Source organism: Pedobacter sp. V48, from assembly GCF_000523515.1.
In the GTDB taxonomy this organism is placed as follows: Bacteria; Bacteroidota; Bacteroidia; order Sphingobacteriales; family Sphingobacteriaceae; genus Pedobacter.
Map to the genome: position 1 here is coordinate 144258 of NZ_AWRU01000006.1, position 23212 is coordinate 167469.

Genomic DNA, 23212 nt, shown 5'->3' on the forward strand with positions numbered 1-23212 from the left:
TCTATATCTGAGTAGTTATCAGAAATAATCTTTATCTTGATTAGCCAAATATACTAAGGCTTATGATCTGTATAACTTTAAAATCCGGTAAGAACTGGTGCAAATGGATTTTTTTTGTATCAGCGCTTGTGGTCATTTCTTCCTGTAAGAAGGATGATAAGCATGAGGATCCGCAGGTAATACCAAAAACCGACAAGCAGTTAAAAACATTTAGCTTTAGCGCCAAGAAGAACCATGTTCTGGTAAATGATGTTAACGGCGAGATTGTAGGCGATACCATATATGCCAGGGCATTTGCCGGAACGGATATCAGTAAGCTGATACCGTCTTTTACTTATGACGGGGCAAAGATCGTTGTTGGCGAGGTAACCCAGAAAAGCGATACAACGGTTAATGACTTTACACGTTTGGTAAGTTACAGTGTAGTAGCTGAAGATAATTCCAAAAAGACCTATGTTGTTAAGTTCACTGATAATGGTATTGCGGCACTTTACATCAATACAAATAATGTTCCTATCACCAGTAAGGATACTTATGTAACGGGTTCCTTAAAGTTAGTCAGCAATTTTAAAGATGTAGTTTACGAAGGTAAGACGGAAATAAAGGGAAGGGGCAATTCGACTTGGTATGATATGCCTAAGAAGCCTTATCGCATTAAACTCGATAAAAAAGCAGGTCTGCTGGGTATGGCAGAAAGTAAGAATTGGACGCTTTTAGCTAATTATGCCGACAAAACTTTGATGCGCAATGAACTCGCTTTTACACTGAGCAGAAATATGGGGCGTGCTTTTACTACAAATTCGAGATATGTTGAAGTATATTTAAACGGATTGTTTATTGGTAATTATCAGCTAACTGAACAGATTAAAGAAGGCAAGGGACTGGTTGATATTGAAGAGCAACCTGATGGTACCACCGCCTTGCCTGATCTTACAGGAGGATATTTGATAGAGCAGGACTTATTTGCTAGTGGCGAGCCAGTATATTTTAAGACAGAAAAGAATATGCCTTTTGTAATTAAGTATCCTGATGAAGATAAGATCAATAAGGAGCAAAAGGATTATATCAAAAACCACTTCCAGAAACTGGAAGACGCTTTGTATTCGGCTGATTTTACCGATCCGGTAAATGGTTACAGAAAGTATTTTGACGTAAATAGCTATGTCGATTTTTATATTGTAAATGAAGTAATTGGTAATCCCGACGCATTTAGGAGCACCTATATGTTTAAAAAACGTAACGACGATAAGATTTATGTTGGACCTGTGTGGGATTTTGATAAGGCGGCAAATAACGATAATCGCTTGGGTGATCAGGTAAATGGGTTAATGTCTAATTCAGCCTTTGAACCTAAGATATGGTTTAAGAGATTAATGGAGGATCCTGCCTTCAGGCAGAGAATAAGAGAACGATGGAACGAGCTGAAAGCCAAAATAAAAACATTGCCTGATGCAACAATACCGCTTTCTAAGAAACTGGCAGTTTCGCAGGTCAGGAATTTTACCACATGGGATATTTTAAAGAAGCAGTCGTATTTAGAGCTCCAGGTGTCGGGATCATATGAAGGAGAAGTTGCATACCTGAAAAATTTCCTGACTAGGCATATAGACTGGCTGGATACGAAATTCAACAGCAGCGAATACCAATAGCTTAAGAAAAAGAGGGATTTTTATTATTTTTGCTTTATGAATACTAAACAAGCTTATAACATCTGGGCTGCGCAATACGATACTAACGATAATAAAACAAGAGATCTGGAGGGTTTGGCGTTAAAATTATGCCTTGCCCGTGTTCCATTTAATAAAGTTTTGGAGATTGGTTGTGGAACAGGGAAAAATACAGAATGGCTGATTGGAAAAGCCGCAATGATTACAGCGGTTGATCTTTCAGATCAAATGCTTGCCAGAGCAAAAGATAAAATAACATCTAACAGGGTTGAGTTTAAACAAGCAGATATTACTGCCCGCTGGAATTTTAGAGATGGCTTATATGATCTGGTGACTTTTAGTTTGATATTAGAACACATCGATAACCTGGATTATGTTTTTAATCAGGTATCTAAATCTTTAAATCCTGAGGGTTATGTGTACATCGGTGAACTGCACCCTTTTAAGCAATATACAGGTACTAAAGCCAGATTTGACACGGAAGACGGCAAGCAGATTGTAGATTGTTTTAACCATAATATATCTGATTTTATTCAGGCTGGTAAAAAGCATGGACTGACATTGGTTGATGTTGAGGAGTATTTTGATGACAATAACAGAACAGATATTCCAAGAATTTTAACCATCTTGTTCAAGAAATCCTAATCATTCTATATGAAAACCCTTACAATAATCGTTTTAAGTCTGATAATGTTAACCCCGTTCCAAAAGTCAATGGCGCAAGCAGAAAAGAAGCAACAAGGAGCAGTTCTAAATCATATTGCAGTGTATGTTACTGATCTGGCTAAGTCTACAGCATTTTATAAAGATGTTTTTGATCTGGAAATCATACCTGAGCCATTTAAAGACGGCAGACATACTTGGTTCTCGATAGGTCCAGCCGGACACCTGCATTTAATTCAAGGTGCAAAAGCAGGCGTGGAGCATGATAAGAATGAACATTTATGTTTTAGTGTGCCTTCTGTGGACAAGTTCATTACGCTGCTAAATGTTAAGAAAATTGAATTTGAAGACTGGGCGGGAACACGTAAGGCAGTTACTTTAAGGGTTGATGGTATAAAACAAGTTTATTTTAAAGATCCGGATGGCCATTGGCTTGAAGTGAACGACGATCATAAATAACATGATTTTCAATAAAAAGTGCAAGGCTTATGATAATAGACATTGAGAATAAATTAAAGGTAAAAGATGTGAATCCCACCGCTATGCGTTTGTTAGTGCTGGAGTTTTTAACCAGGCAAAATGCGGCCATCAGTTTAAACGATCTCGAAAGAGGGATGGCTCCATCGGATAGGATTACGCTTTATCGGACATTGAAAACATTTGAAGAAAAGGGGCTTGTGCATAGTATTGAGGACGGCACCGGTGCCACAAAATATGCTTTATGCGAAGAAGATTGTGATGGAAAAAACCATCATGACCTTCATGTTCATTTTTATTGCAATACATGTAAGGAAACATTTTGTCTTCCAAATACCAAAATACCAGATATCTCACTGCCTATTAATTTCTTTCGTCAGGAGATGAACCTCATTATTAAAGGAATATGCGATCAGTGTAATCCTTCTATACCTTTGCAATAGCATTGCATAGCTGTAGCCTGTACCTTTGGCTATATATTTAGAGTTATGCAATTATCAAATCATCATAAGGATTGCTGTGCGGTTGAGGAACCCAAAAAAGCAGCAACACACGCCCATAAAGAGAACCATCAACACGAACATGCTGATGATGACGGGCACAACCATGGCGCCGAGGAACCGTCAGGAATAATAGGACATTGGCCATTATTAACAGCGCTGGCTGTTATCATTGTTATGATGGTGTTGGAGTATGGGTTCGGGATTGTGTTTAGCAATGTTATTCAATTAGCAGTTTTTATTCCTGCTTATTTATTGGCGGGATATGACGTGCTTGCCCTGGCATTTCGAAAAGCAATACGACTTGATTTTTTTAATGAGTTTTTTCTGATGAGTGTGGCTACTATTGGAGCCTTTGCAATTGGATCTTATAGTGAGGGTGTTGCCGTAATGGTATTCTATTCTATAGGAGAATGGTTTCAGGACTCGGCAGTTAGTAACGCAAAACGGAGTATTAAGGCTTTGCTGGATATCAGGCCGGAGAGTGTGGATGTGATTAGAGATGGAAAGGTAGTTAATGTGCTGCCTGCTGAGGTTCAAATTGATGAAATTATACAGGTTAAACCGGGAGAAAAGGTAGCGCTTGATGGGGTGTTGACATCGGATAAGGCAACATTTAATACTGCTGCCCTGACTGGCGAAAGCAGGCCGGATAATAAAGAAAAAGGGGAATCTGTGCTTGCCGGTATGATTAACCTGAATCAACTTGCCGAATTAAAGGTTACCGCCTTGTTTAAAGATAGTAAGCTGAGTAAAATTCTTGAAATGGTGCAAGACGCTACGGCCAGGAAATCTCAAACACAATTATTCATTTCGCGCTTTGCCAAAGTGTATACTCCAATAGTGTTTTTATTGGCTGTTCTTGTGGTTGCAGTCCCTTATTTTTTTGTAGCCGATTATAACTTTAGCGATTGGTTGTACAGGGGGCTGGTATTCCTGGTAATTAGTTGTCCTTGTGCATTGGTGGTTTCTATCCCCCTGGGGTATTTTGGCGGGATTGGCCTGGCATCTAAGAATGGTATATTGTTTAAAGGGTCTAATTTTCTGGATGTAATTACTACTGTAAATACGGTAGTAATGGATAAAACAGGAACGCTTACCAAAGGAGTTTTTGATGTGCAAAAGGTAGTTGTGGCTAACGGATATAATGAAAAAGAATTTGTAAGGATAGCTGCTGCACTTGAAAGTAAATCAACCCATCCAATTGCTGTAGCAGTTAAGGAATATGCTGGAAATGGAATCTCAGGAATAAAAATAGCGCAGGTTGAAGAGATTGCCGGTCATGGTTTAAAAGGAATTATTGATGGCAGGGAAGTGCTTGCAGGTAATGCGAAATTGCTTAAAAAGTTTAATATAGCTTATGATAATGCCATCAATGACATTACCGATAGTGTAGTAGTTGTAGCCATTGATAAGATATATGCCGGTTATATCACTATTGCGGATGAAGTAAAAGAAGATGCGAAACAGGCCATTACGGATATGCATGCCTTGGGTATAAAAACAGTAATGCTAAGTGGTGATAAGCAAAGTGTGGTGAGCAGGGTGGCTGCCTTTTTAGGTATTGATGAGGCATTTGGTGATCTTTTACCTGAAAATAAGGTGGAGAAAGTGCAAGCGCTTAAGGATAAGAATTTAAAGATTGCTTTTATTGGTGATGGTGTAAACGATGCGCCTGTTGTGGCATTGGCGGATGCCGGAATTGCTATGGGTGGATTGGGGAGTGATGCTACCATCGAAACTGCCGATATTGTAATACAGAACGATCAGCCATCAAAAATTGTAACTGCAATAAAGATTGGTAAGATTACACGCAGTATAGTTTGGCAAAACATCGCTCTGGCTATGATTGTGAAGGTTGCTGTATTGATTTTAGGTGCCGGTGGTGTGGCTACATTGTGGGAAGCGGTGATAGCTGATGTGGGTGTGGCACTGCTTGCTATTCTGAATGCCGTGAGAATACAGAATATTAAATTTTAGGTAGGTTTTGAATAGTGATTGCGAGATCCTGAGATAAACTCAGGATGACGACGATACCCCCTTTGGATTCGCTTTTAATCATTAGGCCAAATTTTTGAAAAAGTTGCATCGACATTGAAAATTTTGCGCAAAGGTTTGTTTTGCTAATTAAAAGGGTTTTTTGCTTGTTTTTGATTCCTCTTGTTAGAAACTTTTGCACTGGCTGTTAGGTTTTTATGTGAAATAATAGGTAATTTACATTAACACACTGAAGCCAAATATTGTAATGTCGTTATGAAATTTTTTCGCAACAAGAAACTATTGGTCCTGCTTGTCCTTTTTGCTGTAGTGATTGTATGTTCACTGCTGATGTCGTATGATAAGAAAGTGGATTTCAATACTGAAGTAAAACCTATTATTAACAAAAAATGTATTTCCTGTCACGGAGGCGTGAAAAAACAAGGAGGATTTAGCTTGTTATTCCATGAAGAAGCAATTGCTGCTACTAAAAGTGGTAAGCCTGCTATTATTCCTGGAGATCCCGATGGAAGTGAGCTGATAAAACGCTTGCTAAGCAAAGATCCTGAAGAGCGCATGCCTTACAAACATGAAGCACTCAATGAAGATGAGATAGACATTTTTAAAAGGTGGATAAAACAAGGTGCAAAATGGGGTGACCATTGGGCTTATTTGCCAGTAAAAGAGGTAGAAATACCAGATGTCAGTGGCGACTGGGCTAAGAATGATATTGATAAGTTCATCCTTGAAAAACTGGATGAACAGGAATTAAAACCATCTGCCGAGGCTGACAGACCAACTTTATTAAGAAGAGCCAGTCTGGATCTGATCGGTATGGCACCTCCAAAAAAACTTGCAGAACAATACTTAGCAGCCAAAGATGGCGATAAAGCCTATCAAATCTTAGTAGATTCATTAATGGCCTCTCAACGTTTTGGAGAGAAATGGGCATCCATGTGGTTAGATGTTGCCAGATATGCAGATACTAAAGGCTACGAGGCTGATGTTGGTAGAAACATCTGGCAGTACCGCGATTGGGTAATCCGTGCATTTAATAGGGATATGCCTTACAATGAATTTGTTACTGAACAGATAGCAGGTGATTTTTTTACAGATCCTACGGACGCACAATATATAGCTACAGCATTTCAAAGAAATACCATGACCAATGATGAGGGTGGTACAAATAATGAAGAGTTTAGGGTTGCTGCGGTGTTGGATCGTGTTAATACTACCTGGGAAGGATTGCTGAGTACAACATTTGCGTGTGTACAATGTCACAGCCATCCGTATGATCCCTTTAAGCATGATGAATTTTATAAATTCATGGCCTATTTTAACAATACAAGGGATGAAGATATTTCGTCGGAATATCCTTTGTTAAGACAGTATGACGATTCCTTACAAACAAAATTGACTTCATTAACTGAATGGTTAAAGGTCAATGTGTCGCCTGAGAAATCAAAAGAGATTCATAAATTCTTAAAAACGGGTCAACCGGTTATCAACTCTGTTATCGCTGATAGTATGGTAAATGCGATTATAGGTAATAACAACATCGCACTGTTCTTTAAAAATAATGCTGTAGCAAGGATTCCTGCGGTGAACCTTAATAAGGTTGATCAGCTGATCTATCGATATTCATCTGGGAAGCCGGGTGGAAGTATGCAATTAAGGTTAGATAAACCTGGCGGACCGGTAATTGCCTCGTGGAAAGTTCCTGAGGGCCCTGGCTACCGTAATCTGGCTGTTGATTTTAAGGTTCAAACAGGCGTGCATGATGTTTACCTAACTTATACTAATCCAACATCAACTAATAAGGACGAGGTTATTGTATATTTTGATTGGTTCCGCTTTTCGCCACAGTTTCCTGGGAAAGGTAAACCAGGTTATGAAGAAAATAAAGCATCGTTCTGGACGCTGTTGAATGCCAATGTACAATCGATACCTATTATGGTCGAGAATCCGTCTGACAGATCGCGTAAAACATTTGTGTTTAAGCGTGGCGCATGGATTACACCAGGAGCAGAAGTACACGCAGGCGTTCCTAAATCTTTAGCCTATGCCATGCCGGCCAATGCCCCAAAAAACAGATTAGGGCTTGCCATGTGGCTTACTGATAAAAGGAACCCCTTGCTGTCAAGAACGATGGCCAACCGCTTATGGGAGCAGCTGTTTGGGACTGGTATTGTAGAAACACTTGAAGATATGGGCACGCAGGGAATGAACCCTACTCACAAAGAATTGCTGGATCATTTGTCGTGGCAACTCATGAACGATTATAAATGGAGCATGAAGCGGTTGATTAAGGAAATGGTGATGAGTGCAACATACAGACAAGATTCAAAAGTTACTGAGGATACAAAAAAGAAAGATCTGTTTAATAAGTATTATGCACGTGGATCGAGAATGAGGCTAACCGCAGAGCAGATCAGAGACCAGCACCTTTCTGTGAGTGGAATATTAAGTGCCAAGATGTATGGCCCCGGTGTAATGCCATGGCAGCCAAATGGTATTYKRARMTCGSMWKASMRTGGAGCGACCTGGAATAATGCTACAGGTGAAGATCAATTCAGAAGAGCGATTTATACTTATTGGAAAAGAAGTTCGCCATACCCCTCTATGATTGCTTTTGATGGTGCGCAAAGAGTAGTTTGTAGTCCACGAAGGATCAGAACGAATACACCTTTGCAGGCATTGGTTACGCTTAACGATTCGGCGTATATAGATATGGCTAAATATTTTGCTTTAAGAATGAAGAAGGAGGGTGGAAAAGAAATAAAAAGCCAAATAGCCAAAGGATATGAGTGGATGATGTATAAGCCTATATCAGGTGCTAAACTTAAGGTGTTAGATAATCTTTATCTGACTGCACTAAATGACTATAAAGTGCACCCGGATAAGGCAAAGCAAATTCTGGGAGGCCAGCAAACGGATAAATATCCGGAAACGGCTGCTCTGGTGGTTGTGGCAAATGCAATGTTGAATTTGGATGAAGCGGTAACAAAAAACTAATTGTAATGACAAGAGATGAATTGAACGCACATCGCCTGGTAAAGGAAGCTCAGGAAACTGAACTTAGGGCTTTTACACGCAGGCATTTCCTTAAAGAAAGTGCAATGGGACTTGGGGCGGTGGCCATGGGCGCCTTGTTAGGCAGCTGTGGTTTAGGGGGTAAAACCAATAATGACATTTTGTATGATCCGGTGCATCCTTTATTGCCAAAGGCGCCACCTTTTTTAGGTAAAGCCAAGAGTGTAATTTACCTGCATATGGCAGGTGCGCCTTCTCAGCTGGAATTATTTGACTATAAGCCGGAACTGATGAAGATGGATGGACAGGATTGTCCGCAATCTTTGCTGGCAGGTAAGAAATTTGCTTTTATTACCGGAGTGCCTAAAATGCTTGGTCCGCAGGCAAAGTTTGCACAGCATGGCCAAAGCAGAGCATGGGTTAGCGATAACCTTCCGCATTTCTCTACAATGGTAGATGACGTTAGTTTTTTAAAGGCAGTTTCGACAGATCAGTTTAACCATGCTCCTGCACAGTTATTAATCCACACAGGGAGCCCTCGTTTGGGCAGGCCAAGTATGGGCAGCTGGGCAACTTATGGATTAGGTACCGAAAATCAGAACCTTCCGGGGTTTGTGGTGCTTACCAGCGGTGGAAGCTTTCCTGATGCCGGTAAAAGCATATGGGGCAGTGGGTTTTTGCCTTCTGTATACCAGGGGGTACAATGCAGAAGTGAGGGAGACCCGGTACTGTTTATCAAAGACCCTCATGGAATGAGCCGTGATTTGCGTAAGGCTTCTATAGATGCCATTAATGCATCTAACGAGCAAGAGTACGCCGCTTATAATGATCCTGAGATATTATCGCGTATATCGCAATATGAGATGGCTTACCGGATGCAGATTTCAGCACCAGAGGTGATGAATATTAATGATGAACCTGAATACATCCATGAAATGTATGGAACTCAACCAGGCAAATCTTGCTTTGCAAATAATGTTCTGCTTGCCCGTAAATTAGTAGAAAAAGGGGTAAGGTATGTGCAGTTATTTGACTGGGGCTGGGATGCGCATGGCGATGGGCCTAACAATTCTTTAAATATAGGATTGAAGAATAAATGTCGCAGTATTGATAAACCTATTACAGCATTATTGCTGGATTTGAAACAGCGAGGCTTACTCGAAGAAACCCTGGTTGTTTGGGGTGGTGAGTTTGGCCGTACGCCAATGATGGAGAACCGTAACGGGGTTCAGAACCCTTATAATGGAAGAGACCATCATACGGATGCCTTTACCATTTGGATGGCCGGAGGTGGCGTTAAAAAAGGTTTTACCCATGGAGAAACTGATGAGATCGGATATAGCGGCATAAGCGGTAAGGTAGATGCCTTTGATATACAGGCCACCATACTGAATCAACTGGGTTTTGATCATGAGAAATTCACTTATCCTTTTCAGGGTCGCCCGTTCCGGCTTACGGATGTGGCAGGCAAGGTTATCCATGATGTTATTGCTTAATTAATTTACTTAAAGAACTTTTACCGCAATTATAAATGCAMCAMRACRSWCKWCMKTTTTTAAAAACTACTGCAACGGCAACAGCTGCCGGATTATTGATTCCACTAGGCGAAATAGCTGCTCAGGAAATTCCTTACGTTAAAGCAAAGGCAGGTTATGAATTGTTATTTATGGCTACCGATTGGGGTTTTCCGGGTACTACTGATGAGTTTTGCGCTTTAGCAAAAAAGGAAGGGTATGAGGGAATTGAGGTTTGGTGGCCGGGAGATGACGGCAAAGCACAGGCGAATTTATTTACTGCATTAAAGAAACATGGACTACAGGTTGGTTTTCTGTGCGGTGGCAGCCAGAGCGAGCCAACAGCACATTTAAATACTTTTAAGAAAAATCTGGATGCAGCAACAGGCAATAGCTTTCAGAAGCCTGTTTATGTGAATTGTCATTCTGGTAAAGATTATTTTACCTATGAGGAGAACAAGCTATTCATAGATTATACTACAAAGAAGAGCAAAGAAACTGGTGTTCCGATTTATCATGAAACGCATCGTGGACGAATGCTTTTCTGTGCGCCTATTGCAAGAAACTTTATTGAGAAAAATCCTGATTTGCGGTTAACTTTGGATATATCGCACTGGTGTGTGGTACATGAAAGTCTGCTGGCCGATCAGAAAGCCACTATTGATATTGCACTTGAAAGGGTAAGTCATATTCATTCCAGAGTTGGACATCCGCAAGGAGCACAGGTTAACGATCCGCGGGCGCCAGAATGGGATGGCGCTATAAAAGCACATCTTGCATGGTGGGATAAGGTTATAGAACGTAAGAAATTGAAAGGAGAAAGGATGACCATTTTAACAGAATTTGGCCCACCTGATTACTTACAGACCTTACCCTACACCCGACAACCCGTGGCAGACCAATGGGCGATAAATGTTTATATGATGAACCTGCTGCGCAAGCGTTATCAGTTGTAAAAGATGACATTACTATCAATTCCCGACCTTATCGGCCGGTTTCATCCTATTCTTGTTCACTTACCAATAGGTATTTTATTGCTGGGCTGTCTTTTTCAACTGCTTACTACAAATGTTAAGTTTTCTGCATTAAGACCGGCAGTACCTCTTATTTATTTACTTGGAGGACTGGGCGCTGTTTTCTCATCAGTAAGCGGTTATTTATTGTCGCAAAGTGGAGATTACGATAGCAATATGGTTGGCATCCATCAATGGCTAGGCATTAGCGTGTCGGTTATTTCGCTGCTTGTTTATACCTTGTACAAAAAGCAGGCTAAAGATGGCTTGTTAAATCTGGTAGCAGTAGTTCTAATTGTTCTGATAACCATTACCGGGCATTATGGGGGCTCACTTACTCATGGATCTGATTATATCAGTTCTGCGTTAAAAGATGATGGGAAAGGAAAAGCTGCGATACCACCAATTGCAAATGTACAACAGGCGATGGCCTATACCCATATAGTTCAACCCCTGTTGCAAAACAGATGCTATAATTGTCATGGTGCAGAAAAACAGAAAGGAAAGCTGAGACTCGACGGAAAGGACTTTATATTAAAAGGGGGGGAGGATGGTAAAACATTGGTTCCGGGAAGTGCTGAAGAAAGCGAGCTGATTAAAAGATTGCTTTTACCGCCTTCTAATGAAGATCATATGCCTCCAAAAGAAAAACCCCAGCTTACGGCTGAAGAGATTGAATTGCTGCAGTGGTGGGTAAAGCAAGGGGCAGACTTTAACAAAAAGGTGCAGGATTTTAAGCAATCGGAGAAGGAAAAGACACTTCTGTTAAGTTTCCAGACCGGGGCTGCTAAAAAAGAAAATAAATTGGCAGATATTCCTGAAAAAGAAATTGGAAAAGCAGACGCTGCTGCTATTGAGAAACTTAAACAGGCGGGTGTAGTAGTTATCCCTGTGCTAAGTACCAGTAATTATTTATCTGCCAGCTTTGTGACAGCAAAGGCAACTGCTGACGTGTTAAAGCTTTTAGAACCATTAAATAAACAATTGGTTTGGCTTAATTTTGCCAATACTGCTTTAGATGATAAAGGAATGCAGGCTATTGCCAAACTCGATAACCTGATCCGTCTTAATTTAAGCAGAACGGCGGTTACGGATAAAGGGGTAACGTTGATTAAAGGGGTAAGTCATCTGCAATATGTAAATCTTGTTGGTACTAAAGTTACTGCTGCCGGAGTTGAACAGTTAAAAGGTTTAAAAGAGTTAAATAGTATTTACCTCTATCAGACAGGCATAACTAAAGATGATGAGGTAACGCTTAAAAAGGTATTTCCTAAAGTGACCCTGGATTTTGGTGGCTATGTTGTGCCTACTCTTGAAAAAGATACAACCGAAGTGAAACCCCCAGTGGCCAAATAGAGACGATGACTTTATTGTTATAAACTGATCATTTGCAAATTACGTTGCAAATTGATAAGTTTAATATACAATGGGCATTAAAGCATCTGTTAATTATATTTTATTGTGGCTTTGTATTTTGCCTTTTTATGGCAAGACACAAAGTCATTTAAAGGATGAAATTATCAGATTTGATGAGGGACTACCCTCTGATTTTGTGAGACAGCTAACTTTAAGTAAAAATGGTTATCTGTATCTGGCAACCAGGAGAGGCTTATCTCAATATGATGGTTATCGTTTCTTAGAGCATCCGGCAGCCCTTACTAATATTACCTCACTTTTAGTTAAGAACGACGTTATTTATTATCATGATTTTTATAATGGCTTGTGCTTATTAAAGAGCTTTTATGATAATCCAAAGGTCGTTGTGGCCAATAAATACCATGATACCGATCCAAACAACGATCATTTTGAGAATATTTTTGTTGATTCGGAGGATAAGATATGGTGCAGTGATTTTAACAACATTAAATATTATAATGCGAACAGTGCCAGGGGAAAGGTATTCTTTACCGATAAAAATCCTGATAAGATAAAGAGGAATATCGCTTTTTTAGAAATACAAAAAGGCGAAATCTGGGTGTTTACAAATCGCGGACTATATGTTTGGCAAAAGAGTACAGATAAACTTAGTATTCATCCCGATGCTAAATTAAGGAGCCTAAACTATATTTCAGCTTTGCGAATCAACAAAGAAGAAATCCTTTTTGGTACAACTAACGGATCGCTTGCAAAGTATAATCTGGTAACGCAGGAGATTAAGCAACTACCGTCTTTACCCAACGATGACCGGATTATTGGATTAAGCAAAATAGTATTTGATGGGGTTAACCAGAGGTTATTGTATTCAGATCAGTTCGTATATCTGATAAGCGATACCGACTTAACACCTAAATTGCTCTATAAAACACAAGGACAGATCATTAATGAAGTTATTGTAAATAACGAAACCAAAGTTATTTGGATAGCGACAAATAAGGGGCTGGTGAAGCTGTTTAATCGGTACACCTCGATAAGTAATGAGATGTTGCCCGTTGATTTCCAAAAACCGGGAAATATGTTGGTGGATATTGCTGAAATGCCCAATGGAGATATTTATACCTGTGGCAGGGAAAATTTACTATGGATCTACAATAAGGCATTGGGGTGGCGCAGACTGCCGCTACCTGATGAAAATGCCAAATGCGAGAGCCTACACCTTAATGGCAGTCAACTTTTTTTAAGTACAAATACTGGTGTTTTCCTAGTTGATAACGGAAAGGCTAAAAAGCTGGCAATACCCTTAAATGGGGCAATAAGAAAATGTATTCTTTATAAAAATAAACAACTTTGGGTATTGCCTGCCGGACAGCCGGTTCAGGTTTATAAATGGCCTTCTCTTGAAAAACAGGATGGCTTGGTGACCAATGATAAGCAGTTTTGGTCGGACAATTTGTGGAATGATATCTATGTTCACAATGATGGTAAGATCTGGTTGATCGGCTGGATGCCAAAAGATTTCGGAATTACCATTTACAGTGAATCGCAAAAGGCCTTTACTGAGGTAAGCAAGTTTAAAGCAAATGCCAATCATTCTATGTTTTCTGGCGATTATTACAACCGGATTGCCCCGGCAGCAAATAATAATGTACTGGTTTCGGGATATGGGGGTTGGAACCTGCTTAATGCTAAGGGAGAGATAAAAAAGCTGTTGAATACTAAAACCTACGATGTAGCAAATGATAGAGTTGAAGGGATTACAGAAGACCACAATGGAAATATTTGGTTTGCGACAGAGGAAGGGTTGAACGTTTACAACAAGAATACGGATAAAGTAATCAGAATATCGCAAATAGATGGATTACCAGGCGACGATTTGATTTATGGATTTAGAAAACTGAAAAATGGAAATCTTGTTGTTGGGGTTGAGAATGGTTTATCTTTTATTGACGTAAGTAAAATTGTAAGATCCCAATTGGTAAACAAACTGGAACTATGTGGCATTAAGATAAATGGAAAAACAATTAATACCAATGATCCAAATATTGAGCTGAAGAAAGGGGAAACAGAACTGGAACTGCTTTTCTCTTCACTTACATATATTGATAAGCGAAAAATAATATACCGCTATAAATTTAAGGATGAGACCAAATGGAATTACTTAGGCAATAAGGCCGAATTGTCTTTAAGACACCTTGCTCCCGGCGATTATAGTTTATTAATTGAGGCTGGGGACAACATGGAGAACTGGCAATCAAAAGGGCTATTGGTAAAAGTATATTTGCCAGCTCCATTTTATAAAACGCAGTGGTTTTTGTTCCTGATGTTCGGGCTTATTATATTGGGTATTGTTTACGTTTACAGGTATTTGTTTCATCAGCATAAGCTAGAAGAACAATATAGACGAAAGCTAAAAGATGCTGAGATGCAGGCTTTAAGATCTCAAATGAATCCCCATTTTATGTTTAATACGCTCAACTCTATAAATAGCTTTGTTATTGAACATAAAACGGAGGAGGCAAGTGAGTACATTACCACCTTCTCTAAACTGATGAGAAATATATTGGATAATTCTAAACACACCGCTATTTCTCTGGATAAAGAGCTTGATACCCTGAAGCTTTATCTGAATTTGGAAGCAGTCCGCCTGGAGCATTGTTTTGAGTATATTATTAAGTTCAGCAAGGATATCCATCCGGAATCTTTAAGAGTACCTCCGCTTATTTTGCAACCCTTTGCTGAAAATGCCATTTGGCATGGGTTAAGAAATAAAAAAGGGATGGGGCTTTTGGAAATATTGATAGAAAAAAATGATGAGAACATATTACATATCACAATAAAAGACAATGGCATTGGCCGTGTTGCTGCAGGATCTTTTATGCCAAGTCAGTTTAAACATAAATCTTATGGGGTAGATATTACATCGAGCAGACTGAAGCTGTTGAGTAGCGACAGTCAGATTGTAATTGAGGACCTGTATAACGAACACAATGAAGCAATGGGTACTGCTGTTCATATTTATCTTAACATGATTTATTAAACTTGTAAAAGAATTTTTTCAAGAGATAACCATTTGATAGTTAAAACTTACCGTTTACTAATTGGTTTTCGTGTTTTAAGAATTAATGAATTAAATTTATTGGCAAGGACTAAAAGTTATAGACCTAAAACTATCTAGATATGAACGCAATCAGAGCTATTATCGTTGATGATGAGAAGCATGGTATAATAACGCTACAGCACCTGTTAAATCAGTGCTGTAAAGAGATTGAGGTGGTTGCTACTTGTCAGAAAAGTACTGAGGCTAAATTAATTATTGAAGAAAGCCATCCGGATATCGTTTTTATGGACATAGAAATGCCTGTAATGAGCGGTTTGGATATACTGGAGCAATTTGATGAGTTTAACTTTCAGACAATTTTTACTACTGCATATGATCAGTATGCAATTGCTGCTTTGAGGTTAAATGCATTAGATTATTTGCTGAAGCCAATAGATAAAACTGAACTAAGGGATGCTGTAGATAGGTTTTTAGACAATGAAACCGCGGCTTCCAAGAAACAGTTTCAAATGGCTAAGCACTTTACACAAACCAGAATTATGGATACGCTAGCCTTATCCAGCAGTAAGGGACTTCACTTCATCAAGATAAAAGAAATACTATATCTTGAAGCTACAAGTTGTTATACCAATATTATAATGAACGACGGGCAGGTTCATTTAGTAAGTAAAACACTTTCCTCATTTGAAGAGGCACTGGGTGACCACTCATTTTTTAGAGCGCATAAATCCTTTATCATTAACCTTGATTATATAAAACACTATATCCGGGGCGAAGGAGGGGAGGTAGTTATGACCAACAACACTGTCATCAACCTAAGCAGGACAAAAAAACAGGAATTCCTGAATTTCTTTACCAAGATATAGCTGCCAAGAGTTGTTTTACAATACGGGTTGCAGGATAACAGATTTTAAACTAAATAATGCCTTTCCATCAGTATCCGGGGTTAGTTTTATGGTATAAATACCCGGTTTATCAACCGAAACAATGGCAACCGGATGTTTAATAAATAACAGGGGTTTTCCTGCACTGAACTCTGATGTTCTTAATGTTTGAAACTTATAGATTGTGTTGTTAAAGCTCATTAGCCCTTCTTGTTTACTGCTTGCTTCCGGACATGAATATTCCAGTAATATTTTATAATCGCCGGGTTCTGCCACCGAAAACTTAAAGGATGCTTCGTCCTCCGGACTGCTCATGTTTGTTACGCAGGTGGTGTGTTTCCAGTCGCCAAAATAATGACTGTAAGTGAGTGATTGTATTTTTGCATTTCCTTTGACTTCGGCATTTACTGCATCTATTGTGTTGAATTCGTACTGTAATGAAACTTGTGGTATTGATGCAGCGTAACCATCGTTAAGATTGCCACTGAACTGTACTGTAAGCACTGTGTTGTGATCGTTTAAGGATTTAGGCATGTCGACAATAATATCGTTACCTTGTTTTATCCATTTAACTGGTTGTTTGTTTGCAAGCTGATAGACTTTGTTTACTGCCACATTTATGCCTGGTATTCTGATTTTTCCGTTTCTTGGATTATTTAGTACGTGAAGGTATAGTTTGCCCGGCGCAGATGTGGTAACACCCCAGGGTTGAGCGGGGATTAAGCCATATGTAGTTCCATAAATACTTTCGCCATTTGTTTGGAGCCATTTACCCGTTTCTCTTAGGTATTTCACAGAATAAGGAGGAATGTTTCCGTCTCCATCGGGTCCTACATTTAGCATAAGGTTGCCGCCTTTGGAAGCTACGGTCGCAAGTAACTGGATGATCTCTTTGGGAGACTTAAAGTTCATGTCATGACTGATATATCCCCATGAATCGTTGTGCGTGTATATGGATTCCCAGGCACCTTTAATTGGTGTTGCAGGAACTTCGGAATCACCGAAGGTGCGGTAATCTCCCAGGCCTTGCCCAACTCTGCTGCTAAAAAGACTCTTAGGCTGCAGAGCATGCATACTGTCTACCAGCTCCTGAGTTTGTTTTTTGTCCAGACCGCCTGGCATATCAAACCAAACAATACCCAGATCACCGTAATTGGTAAGCAGTTCCTTTAGCTGCGGAATTGACTTTTGTTTATAATATTTTAGGTAGTCTTTTTTTGTTTCGTCAAAGTCCCATTTGTTCCCACCGCCGTTTGGCTCATGCCAATCCAGAAATTGAGAATAGTAAAAGCCAAATTGTATACCCCTTTTTCTTGTGGCGTTTGAAAGCGCTTTCATGGGGTCTTTTCCGTAAGGAGAGGCCTTTACGATATTAAAATCACTAACTTTTGAATCGTACATTGCAAAACCTTCGTGATGTTTAGCAGTAATTACCATGTACTTGATGCCGGCATCCTTTGCAAGATCGGCCCATTCATCTGCATTAAATTTTACGGGATTAAATTCTTTAGCAACTTTTGCATAATCAGCTGCAGGTACTTTAGCCTGATGCATTAGCCACTCACCACTGCCATAATAATCTTTGCCATTCCATACACCCCCCAGTTTTGAATATAAGCCCCAGTGAATAAACATGCCAAATTTTGCTTCTTTAAACCATTTGGCATTAGGATTTTCTTTTTCATTGGCTTGTTTGTCCCATCGGTCAATGTCTTGTGCCATAGATGAGCTAAATGTTAATGCCGCGAAAATACCAGTGGTTATAAATGCTTTTAAAATGGACATGAATGCTTCGTTTATTGGAAGTTTATGGATTTGGTTAACAATATCTAAGATAGGGCATAGGGATTAAGATTATTCTCCCTTAATAGCTAATGATTAAACTTTTTTGGCCTTGCATTTATGTATTCCTTTTTCCGTAACTTGGTGTTTGTATGGAGCAAAGTAATGTCAAAGGCGGTAATTGGTTGTTAACAACAGGTGTTGTATTAAGCTGGTTCGCACTAATAGCACAGCTTTATCTTACTACGCAAAGCAACATTGTACCGGTTGATGAGTCAGTTATAAGGTATTTCAGCTATTTTACAGTTTTAACCAATATTCTTGTCGCATTGTGCTTTACTTCACTTTTGCTGAAACGAAAGGAAGGCGGGTTCTTTACAAAGCCGACCACCCTAACTGCAACCGCAGTTTATATTACCGTAGTGGCTTTAATTTATAATCTGATATTGAGGTTTACATGGGAGCCAAAGGGTTTACAACTGGTAGTTGACGAGTTACTTCACTTAATTATTCCTATTGCATTTGTAGCGTACTGGTCCTTATTTGTTCCTAAAGATTCATTGAAATGGAATGATACCTTTAGCTGGCTTATTTATCCTTTTATTTATTTGATGTTTATCTTATACAGAGGGTCTGCATCAGGATTTTACCCTTACCCTTTTGTGGACGTGGCGAAATATGGATACGCAACAGTATTCGTCAACTGTTTTTATGTGCTTGTTGTATTCCTGGTGTTGTCTTTTTTATCGGTTTGGATAGGAGGAAGGTTAAAAAAGAAAACCGGTTAATTAACCGGTTCCCTTTATATGTTATTTTGTAATTAAGCCTCTATATTTCTGCATTGCCGAAATATTTGGATCATGTCCGCGGAAATCTCTAAACATCTTACCGTAATCTTCTGTATTGCCTTTTGAAAGTATCATGTCTCTAAAGCGTTGACCATTGGCACGGGTTAATCCTCCGTTTTCTTCGAACCAGGAGAATGCGTCATGATCTAACATCTCAGTCCACAGGTAAGCATAGTAGCCCGCTGCATAGCCATTTCCCCAAATGTGTAAAAAGTAAGAAGAGCGGTAGCGCGATGGAACATAAGATAAATCAAGATGTGTTTTTTGTAAGGCTGCGGTTTCAAATTTATCTGCATCCTGCAAAGGATCTGTTGCTGATAGCTTATGCCATTGCATATCGAGTGCAGCGGCTGCAAGGACTTCTGTTAATGCATAGCCCTGATTAAATGTGCCAGCCTTTTTGATCTTATCAACCAATGTTTGTGGCATTGGTTCACCTGTTTTATAATGAACAGCGTAATTTTTAAATACCATTGGGTTTATTGCCCAATGTTCGTTGAACTGAGATGGAAACTCCACAAAATCCCTGGCAACATTAGCACCAGATAAGCTTGGGTATTGTTGGTTCGCAAAGAAACCATGTAGCGCATGACCAAACTCATGGAACATTGTAGTTACATCATCAAAGCTGATTAATGCAGGCTGACCGGCTGCAGGTTTAGTGAAGTTACATACGTTGAAAATTACTGGTTTAGTACCCAATAGCTTAGATTGACCAACCATATTGTCCATCCAGGCGCCTCCAGATTTGTTGTCACGTTTAAAATAGTCACAGTAAAACAAGCCTATGGTAGTATTGTCTTTATCAAATAGCTCATATACTTTAACATCTTTATGATATACCGGAAGATCTGTGCGCTCTTTAAAAGTGATGCCATATAGTTGGGTGGCCGCATAAAATACACCATTTTGAAGTACCTTGTTTAATTCGAAATAAGGTTTTATCTGATTTTCGTCGAGGTCATATTTCGCTTTACGAACTTGTTCTGCATAGTAATTCCAATCGTATGGCTCTACTTTAAAACCACCCTTTTGCTGATCAATTACAGCTTGGATATCAGCAGCTTCAGCTTTCGCTTTTGCTGTTGCGGAGGGCACTAGTTTTGAAAAAAAGGTTTCTACTGCGGCAGGAGTTTTAGCCATTTGATCCTGCAGTTTCCATGTAGCATAATTAGGAAAGCCAATAAGTTTTGCTTTCTCTGCTCTGATTTTTGCTATTTCTACAATAGCTTTTCTGGTGTCATTTGTGTCGTTTCGTTCAGCACGGTTCCAGGAAGCATCAAAGAGCTTTTGTCTGGTTGTACGGTTTGATAACATTTGTAACGAAGGTTGTTGGGTGGTATTTTGAAGAGATAACATCCATTTGCCTTCTAACTTATTTGCTTTCGCAGTTTGGACAGCAGCAGCAAGCTCACCTTCTGATAAGCCTGCAAGTTGTGATTTGTCATTGACAACTAAAGCTCCTGCTTTGGCAGCAGCAAGAAGCTGATTAGAAAATTTAGCACTTAAAGAGGCTTCCTGTTCATTCAGCTTTTTAAGATTTGTTTTGTCTGTTTCTGAAAGTTTGGCTCCAGCTAAAACAAATGTCTGATAGTAATATTCTATTAATCGTTTTGATTCCTGATCTAATTTTAACTTTTCTCTTGTATTATAAATGGACCCGATCCTTTTGAATAGCTCAGGATTTAATGATATCGCATCCTGGTGAGCAGCAAGTTTAGGTGCAATTTCTTCTTGTAATTTTTGTAGATCATCGTTTGTATTTGCACCTGTAAGGAGGCCAAATATCCGGTTTACCCGCGTTAGCATTTCACCTGATTTCTCCATTGCTGCAAGCGTGTTTTCGAACGTCGGCGTTTCAGTATTGCCAGCAATTTTCTGGATTTCTTCCAAATGGATTTTCATCCCTTCTTCGAAGGCAGGCTTAAAGTCGCTATCTTTTATATGGTCAAAATCAGGCGCCTGGTAAGGTAGTTTACTCTGGTTAAGGAAGGGGTTTGAGGGTGATAAACCCGTGCCGTCTGCTGTCGATTTTTTATCGGTATTTTGACAGGAGGTTAGAATTGCAAACATTGCAAATAAAGGAACCTTAAATGATGTTTTCATGCAGTTTTTTTATTTTGTTGATCTAATGTACATAAAAAAGCGCCTGTATCATAGGTGTTGATACAGGCGCTTTTATGCGCAATTTGTAATGTTTACTTGAATGATTTTAAATCGACAATCTTATCGTTGTCGCTAGGGATTAAGTGTGAAATACCTTCTTTATCTCTATCCCATTTATAGTTTTCCTGAATCCACACAAACAGATCATTTCCTTTTGCTGTTGGTAAAGTTTTTAAAGGTTGATCATATACTTTTCCTGTAGGATAGTGCACCTGGAAAAAAGATTTTTCGCCTAGAAATGCAAAAGTTTGTTTGTCCGGAGATTTTAACATGAATTCTCCCTGGATTCTTTCATCCGGATTTTGTCTTTTAATTAAGAAAACCTTAGCGTTAACATTGGCAACAAAGAAATCATTATTAACTAAATAACCATCTCTTCCGGTTTTAATAATTCCCTTGGTGTATTTTTTATCCTCTTTACCTTTAGATGCTCTGTAAAGGCTAATCACTTCTGGTTTTTTATCTGTTATTGTGATTAAATATACAGGAGCAACCAGACCTGAGTTGTCTGCAATTTGGACAAGTAAAGCAGTTTTTTGAGTATTTACATATTCAGCAGTAGAAAATTTACCTATAGCAGAAGCTTTGTCTGCCGGATTTGTTTGGATTTGAATAACCGTATCCTTGTATTTTACACTAAACACCTCTGTTGCTTCTTCAGCCGCTTTTTTGTCACCTTGGGCAGTAATAAGCGCTAAGGTGTCGCCTCTGGTTTCAGGATAATAGTTGAATTTTTCTGTTGCAGTTAGCACTCGCGGAGTGTAAGTCGCGGCATTTTCCTTATTGCCTTGACAAGCAGAGAACGCAACGGTTGTTAAAAGGGCGTAAAAAATAGTTTTCATAAAATTTTGAGATAAGAGAAATATTTGGTTTAAACAAAGTTAAATTCTGACATTAAATATCCAAATATATCTTCGTAACATTGGTATGAGGAAAATATTAATGAAAAAAATAATTCTAATTGTGATGGTATCACTATTTACCACAACAGTGAAAAGCCAGATATTGAAGCCAGTAAAATGGAGTTATGCTGCAAAAAAGACATCCTCCACTCAAGCAATTTTATACATAAAGGCCTCCCTGGAAAGTGGATGGCATATTTATGCTCTGAACATCCCAAAAGGAGATCAATTAAAAACAATATTTACTTTTTCTCCCGAAAAAACGTATAAGTTGAAAAGCAAGACGTTGGAACCCAAGCCGATTACTAAATTTGAAAAAACGTTAGACATAAATGTAAGCTACTTTGAGAAATCGGTAGTGTTTAACCAAAAAATACAACTTGCAGGTTCAACTGCTACGGTTAAAGGGGAGGTCGAGTTTATGGTCTGCAATGATCAGCAATGCCTGCCAAGAGAGACATTAAAGTTTTCTATTCCTGTAAAGTAAAAGTTAAGAAATGCTTAAACCGTATAAGAGTTCAGATTTTAAATTACTGGAGAATTGGGTAATCGATGCGGCGCTTTTGCTTCAATTCTCTGGGACAGATTTTTCTTATCCTTTAACGGAACACCAAATTCAAGATTATCGGAAAACTTACCCCGATCGTCATTTCTACATAGGCTATACCTTAGAAAAGCTTCCATTTGCTTTTGGAGAGATCATTCCTCAAGAAAGTGGCTACCCAAGATTGGCCAGGATTCTTGTGGGAGAACCATCCCTTAGGGGCCAGGGACTAGGAAGGTATTTTATTAAATTGCTGCTGGAAGAATCCCAGCGACTTTACAAAACAAATACCGTTGAACTTTTTACCTGGGAAAAGAATTATGCAGCAATTAGGTGTTATGAATCAGTTGGTTTCAAATTCTTAACAGAGAAAAGTAAAACGATGATCCATAAAGGCATAAATTACGATATTCATAAAATGATCTTTATTTCCCCACCCGATAAGATATGAAGGACACATTTAGATTTTACAAGACGGCTGACGGTAAGTGGTTCATTGATCTGCCTGAATGGGGCGGTTCAATTGATGATCTGCAAATGGTAGACGGCGCAGATACCATGCTCGATAAAGTTAGTGGATATAGTAATGAATGCTACTTGGAAATGAGTGATGAACAGTTTGAGGGTGCCGACAGGATTAAACTTGTCCAAGACTTAACTAATACTATTGGCGGTGGTAATTATATTATGGAAACTTATAGGGGTGAATTGTACAATCATGAAATGTGGCTTTGCCAGGTTACCGTTGATGTATTCTATAAATTGCCTAAAGCTATTTTTATAGCCCCGGTTAATTTATAAATTCTA

At 39.0% G+C, this 23212-nt stretch carries 18 protein-coding genes; 15 read left to right on the top strand and 3 right to left on the bottom strand.

Annotated features, from left to right (window positions below):
• Positions 1-62: 62 nt before the first annotated feature.
• The 11 genes from N824_RS05865 (at position 63) to N824_RS05915 (ending at position 16145) form a co-directional block, all read left to right on the top strand.
• Positions 63-1649, top strand: a complete 1587-nt coding sequence (locus tag N824_RS05865) for a CotH kinase family protein (protein ID WP_048904216.1) — start codon at positions 63-65, stop codon at positions 1647-1649.
• Positions 1650-1685: 36 nt separating this feature from the next.
• A complete protein-coding gene (locus N824_RS05870; protein ID WP_048904217.1) occupies positions 1686-2312 on the top strand; it encodes a class I SAM-dependent methyltransferase in 627 nt (208 codons plus the stop codon).
• Positions 2313-2321: 9 nt separating this feature from the next.
• A complete protein-coding gene (locus tag N824_RS05875) occupies positions 2322-2789 on the top strand; it encodes a VOC family protein (protein WP_235207002.1) in 468 nt (155 codons plus the stop codon).
• 29 nt (positions 2790-2818) lie between these two features.
• A complete protein-coding gene (locus tag N824_RS05880) occupies positions 2819-3250 on the top strand; it encodes a Fur family transcriptional regulator (protein ID WP_048904218.1) in 432 nt (143 codons plus the stop codon).
• 45 nt (positions 3251-3295) lie between these two features.
• Positions 3296-5287, top strand: coding sequence for a heavy metal translocating P-type ATPase (locus N824_RS05885; RefSeq protein WP_048904219.1), 1992 nt, complete (start codon positions 3296-3298; stop codon positions 5285-5287).
• A 273-nt stretch (positions 5288-5560) separates the two neighbouring features.
• Positions 5561-8299 carry a DUF1553 domain-containing protein gene (locus tag N824_RS05890; RefSeq protein ID WP_048904220.1) on the top strand — a complete coding sequence of 913 codons (2739 nt, stop codon included), beginning with the start codon at positions 5561-5563 and terminating at the stop codon, positions 8297-8299.
• Positions 8300-8304: 5 nt separating this feature from the next.
• On the top strand, positions 8305-9813 hold the full coding sequence (locus N824_RS05895) for a DUF1501 domain-containing protein (RefSeq protein ID WP_048904221.1): 1509 nt from the start codon (positions 8305-8307) through the stop codon (positions 9811-9813).
• A gap of 35 nt (positions 9814-9848) precedes the next feature.
• Positions 9849-10787 (top strand): sugar phosphate isomerase/epimerase, encoded by a 939-nt coding sequence (locus N824_RS05900; protein ID WP_152541999.1) that lies wholly within the window; start codon positions 9849-9851, stop codon positions 10785-10787.
• A 3-nt stretch (positions 10788-10790) separates the two neighbouring features.
• Positions 10791-12200, top strand: coding sequence for a c-type cytochrome domain-containing protein (locus N824_RS05905; protein WP_048904222.1), 1410 nt, complete (start codon positions 10791-10793; stop codon positions 12198-12200).
• 70 nt (positions 12201-12270) lie between these two features.
• A complete protein-coding gene (locus N824_RS05910; protein WP_048904223.1) occupies positions 12271-15258 on the top strand; it encodes a histidine kinase in 2988 nt (995 codons plus the stop codon).
• Between the two features lie 140 nt (positions 15259-15398).
• Positions 15399-16145 (top strand): LytTR family DNA-binding domain-containing protein, encoded by a 747-nt coding sequence (locus tag N824_RS05915; RefSeq protein ID WP_048904224.1) that lies wholly within the window; start codon positions 15399-15401, stop codon positions 16143-16145.
• 15 nt (positions 16146-16160) lie between these two features.
• On the opposite strand, the gene N824_RS05920 is transcribed toward N824_RS05915, so the two are convergent.
• Positions 16161-17948: an alpha-L-fucosidase gene (locus tag N824_RS05920; RefSeq protein WP_048904225.1), complete on the bottom strand. Its 1788-nt coding sequence runs from the start codon at positions 17946-17948 to the stop codon at positions 16161-16163.
• A 149-nt stretch (positions 17949-18097) separates the two neighbouring features.
• Here N824_RS05920 and N824_RS05925 point away from each other — a divergent pair, with 149 nt between their 5' ends.
• Positions 18098-18733, top strand: coding sequence for a Pr6Pr family membrane protein (locus N824_RS05925; protein WP_048904226.1), 636 nt, complete (start codon positions 18098-18100; stop codon positions 18731-18733).
• Between the two features lie 21 nt (positions 18734-18754).
• Here the strand turns inward: N824_RS05925 and dcp are convergent, their stop codons facing one another.
• Together dcp and N824_RS05935 are read right to left on the bottom strand one after the other, a co-directional pair.
• Positions 18755-20899: a peptidyl-dipeptidase Dcp gene (gene dcp / locus N824_RS05930; RefSeq protein ID WP_052334067.1), complete on the bottom strand. Its 2145-nt coding sequence runs from the start codon at positions 20897-20899 to the stop codon at positions 18755-18757.
• 92 nt (positions 20900-20991) lie between these two features.
• Positions 20992-21801, bottom strand: a complete 810-nt coding sequence (locus N824_RS05935) for a hypothetical protein (RefSeq protein ID WP_048904227.1) — start codon at positions 21799-21801, stop codon at positions 20992-20994.
• A gap of 100 nt (positions 21802-21901) precedes the next feature.
• Here N824_RS05935 and N824_RS05940 point away from each other — a divergent pair, with 100 nt between their 5' ends.
• Genes N824_RS05940 through N824_RS05950 form a run of 3 tightly spaced genes read left to right on the top strand, consistent with a single transcriptional unit; the run spans position 21902 to position 23206 of the window.
• Entirely contained in the window at positions 21902-22348 is a 447-nt protein-coding gene (locus N824_RS05940) for a protein-disulfide reductase DsbD domain-containing protein (protein WP_048904228.1), read from the top strand.
• Between the two features lie 10 nt (positions 22349-22358).
• A complete protein-coding gene (locus N824_RS05945) occupies positions 22359-22856 on the top strand; it encodes a GNAT family N-acetyltransferase (protein WP_048904229.1) in 498 nt (165 codons plus the stop codon).
• A complete protein-coding gene (locus tag N824_RS05950; protein WP_048904230.1) occupies positions 22853-23206 on the top strand; it encodes a DUF6717 family protein in 354 nt (117 codons plus the stop codon). Before N824_RS05945 ends, N824_RS05950 begins: the two co-directional genes overlap by 4 nt.
• The last annotated feature ends 6 nt before the right edge of the window (positions 23207-23212 follow it).

What these genes read in the sequence shown, in the direction of transcription:
- N824_RS05875 (WP_235207002.1), top strand. Translation starts at nt 2,322, where the DNA reads ATGAAAACCCTTACAATAATCGTTTTAAGTCTGATAATGTTAACCCCG.
- N824_RS05895 (WP_048904221.1), top strand. Translation starts at nt 8,305, where the DNA reads ATGACAAGAGATGAATTGAACGCACATCGCCTGGTAAAGGAAGCTCAG.
- N824_RS05915 (WP_048904224.1), top strand. Translation starts at nt 15,399, where the DNA reads ATGAACGCAATCAGAGCTATTATCGTTGATGATGAGAAGCATGGTATA.
- N824_RS05935 (WP_048904227.1), bottom strand. Translation starts at nt 21,801, where the DNA reads ATGAAAACTATTTTTTACGCCCTTTTAACAACCGTTGCGTTCTCTGCT.
- N824_RS05870 (WP_048904217.1), top strand. Translation starts at nt 1,686, where the DNA reads ATGAATACTAAACAAGCTTATAACATCTGGGCTGCGCAATACGATACT.
- dcp (WP_052334067.1), bottom strand. Translation starts at nt 20,899, where the DNA reads ATGAAAACATCATTTAAGGTTCCTTTATTTGCAATGTTTGCAATTCTA.
- N824_RS05880 (WP_048904218.1), top strand. Translation starts at nt 2,819, where the DNA reads ATGATAATAGACATTGAGAATAAATTAAAGGTAAAAGATGTGAATCCC.
- N824_RS05905 (WP_048904222.1), top strand. Translation starts at nt 10,791, where the DNA reads ATGACATTACTATCAATTCCCGACCTTATCGGCCGGTTTCATCCTATT.
- N824_RS05940 (WP_048904228.1), top strand. Translation starts at nt 21,902, where the DNA reads ATGAAAAAAATAATTCTAATTGTGATGGTATCACTATTTACCACAACA.
- N824_RS05920 (WP_048904225.1), bottom strand. Translation starts at nt 17,948, where the DNA reads ATGTCCATTTTAAAAGCATTTATAACCACTGGTATTTTCGCGGCATTA.
- N824_RS05945 (WP_048904229.1), top strand. Translation starts at nt 22,359, where the DNA reads ATGCTTAAACCGTATAAGAGTTCAGATTTTAAATTACTGGAGAATTGG.
- N824_RS05925 (WP_048904226.1), top strand. Translation starts at nt 18,098, where the DNA reads ATGGAGCAAAGTAATGTCAAAGGCGGTAATTGGTTGTTAACAACAGGT.
- N824_RS05950 (WP_048904230.1), top strand. Translation starts at nt 22,853, where the DNA reads ATGAAGGACACATTTAGATTTTACAAGACGGCTGACGGTAAGTGGTTC.
- N824_RS05885 (WP_048904219.1), top strand. Translation starts at nt 3,296, where the DNA reads ATGCAATTATCAAATCATCATAAGGATTGCTGTGCGGTTGAGGAACCC.
- N824_RS05910 (WP_048904223.1), top strand. Translation starts at nt 12,271, where the DNA reads ATGGGCATTAAAGCATCTGTTAATTATATTTTATTGTGGCTTTGTATT.
- N824_RS05865 (WP_048904216.1), top strand. Translation starts at nt 63, where the DNA reads ATGATCTGTATAACTTTAAAATCCGGTAAGAACTGGTGCAAATGGATT.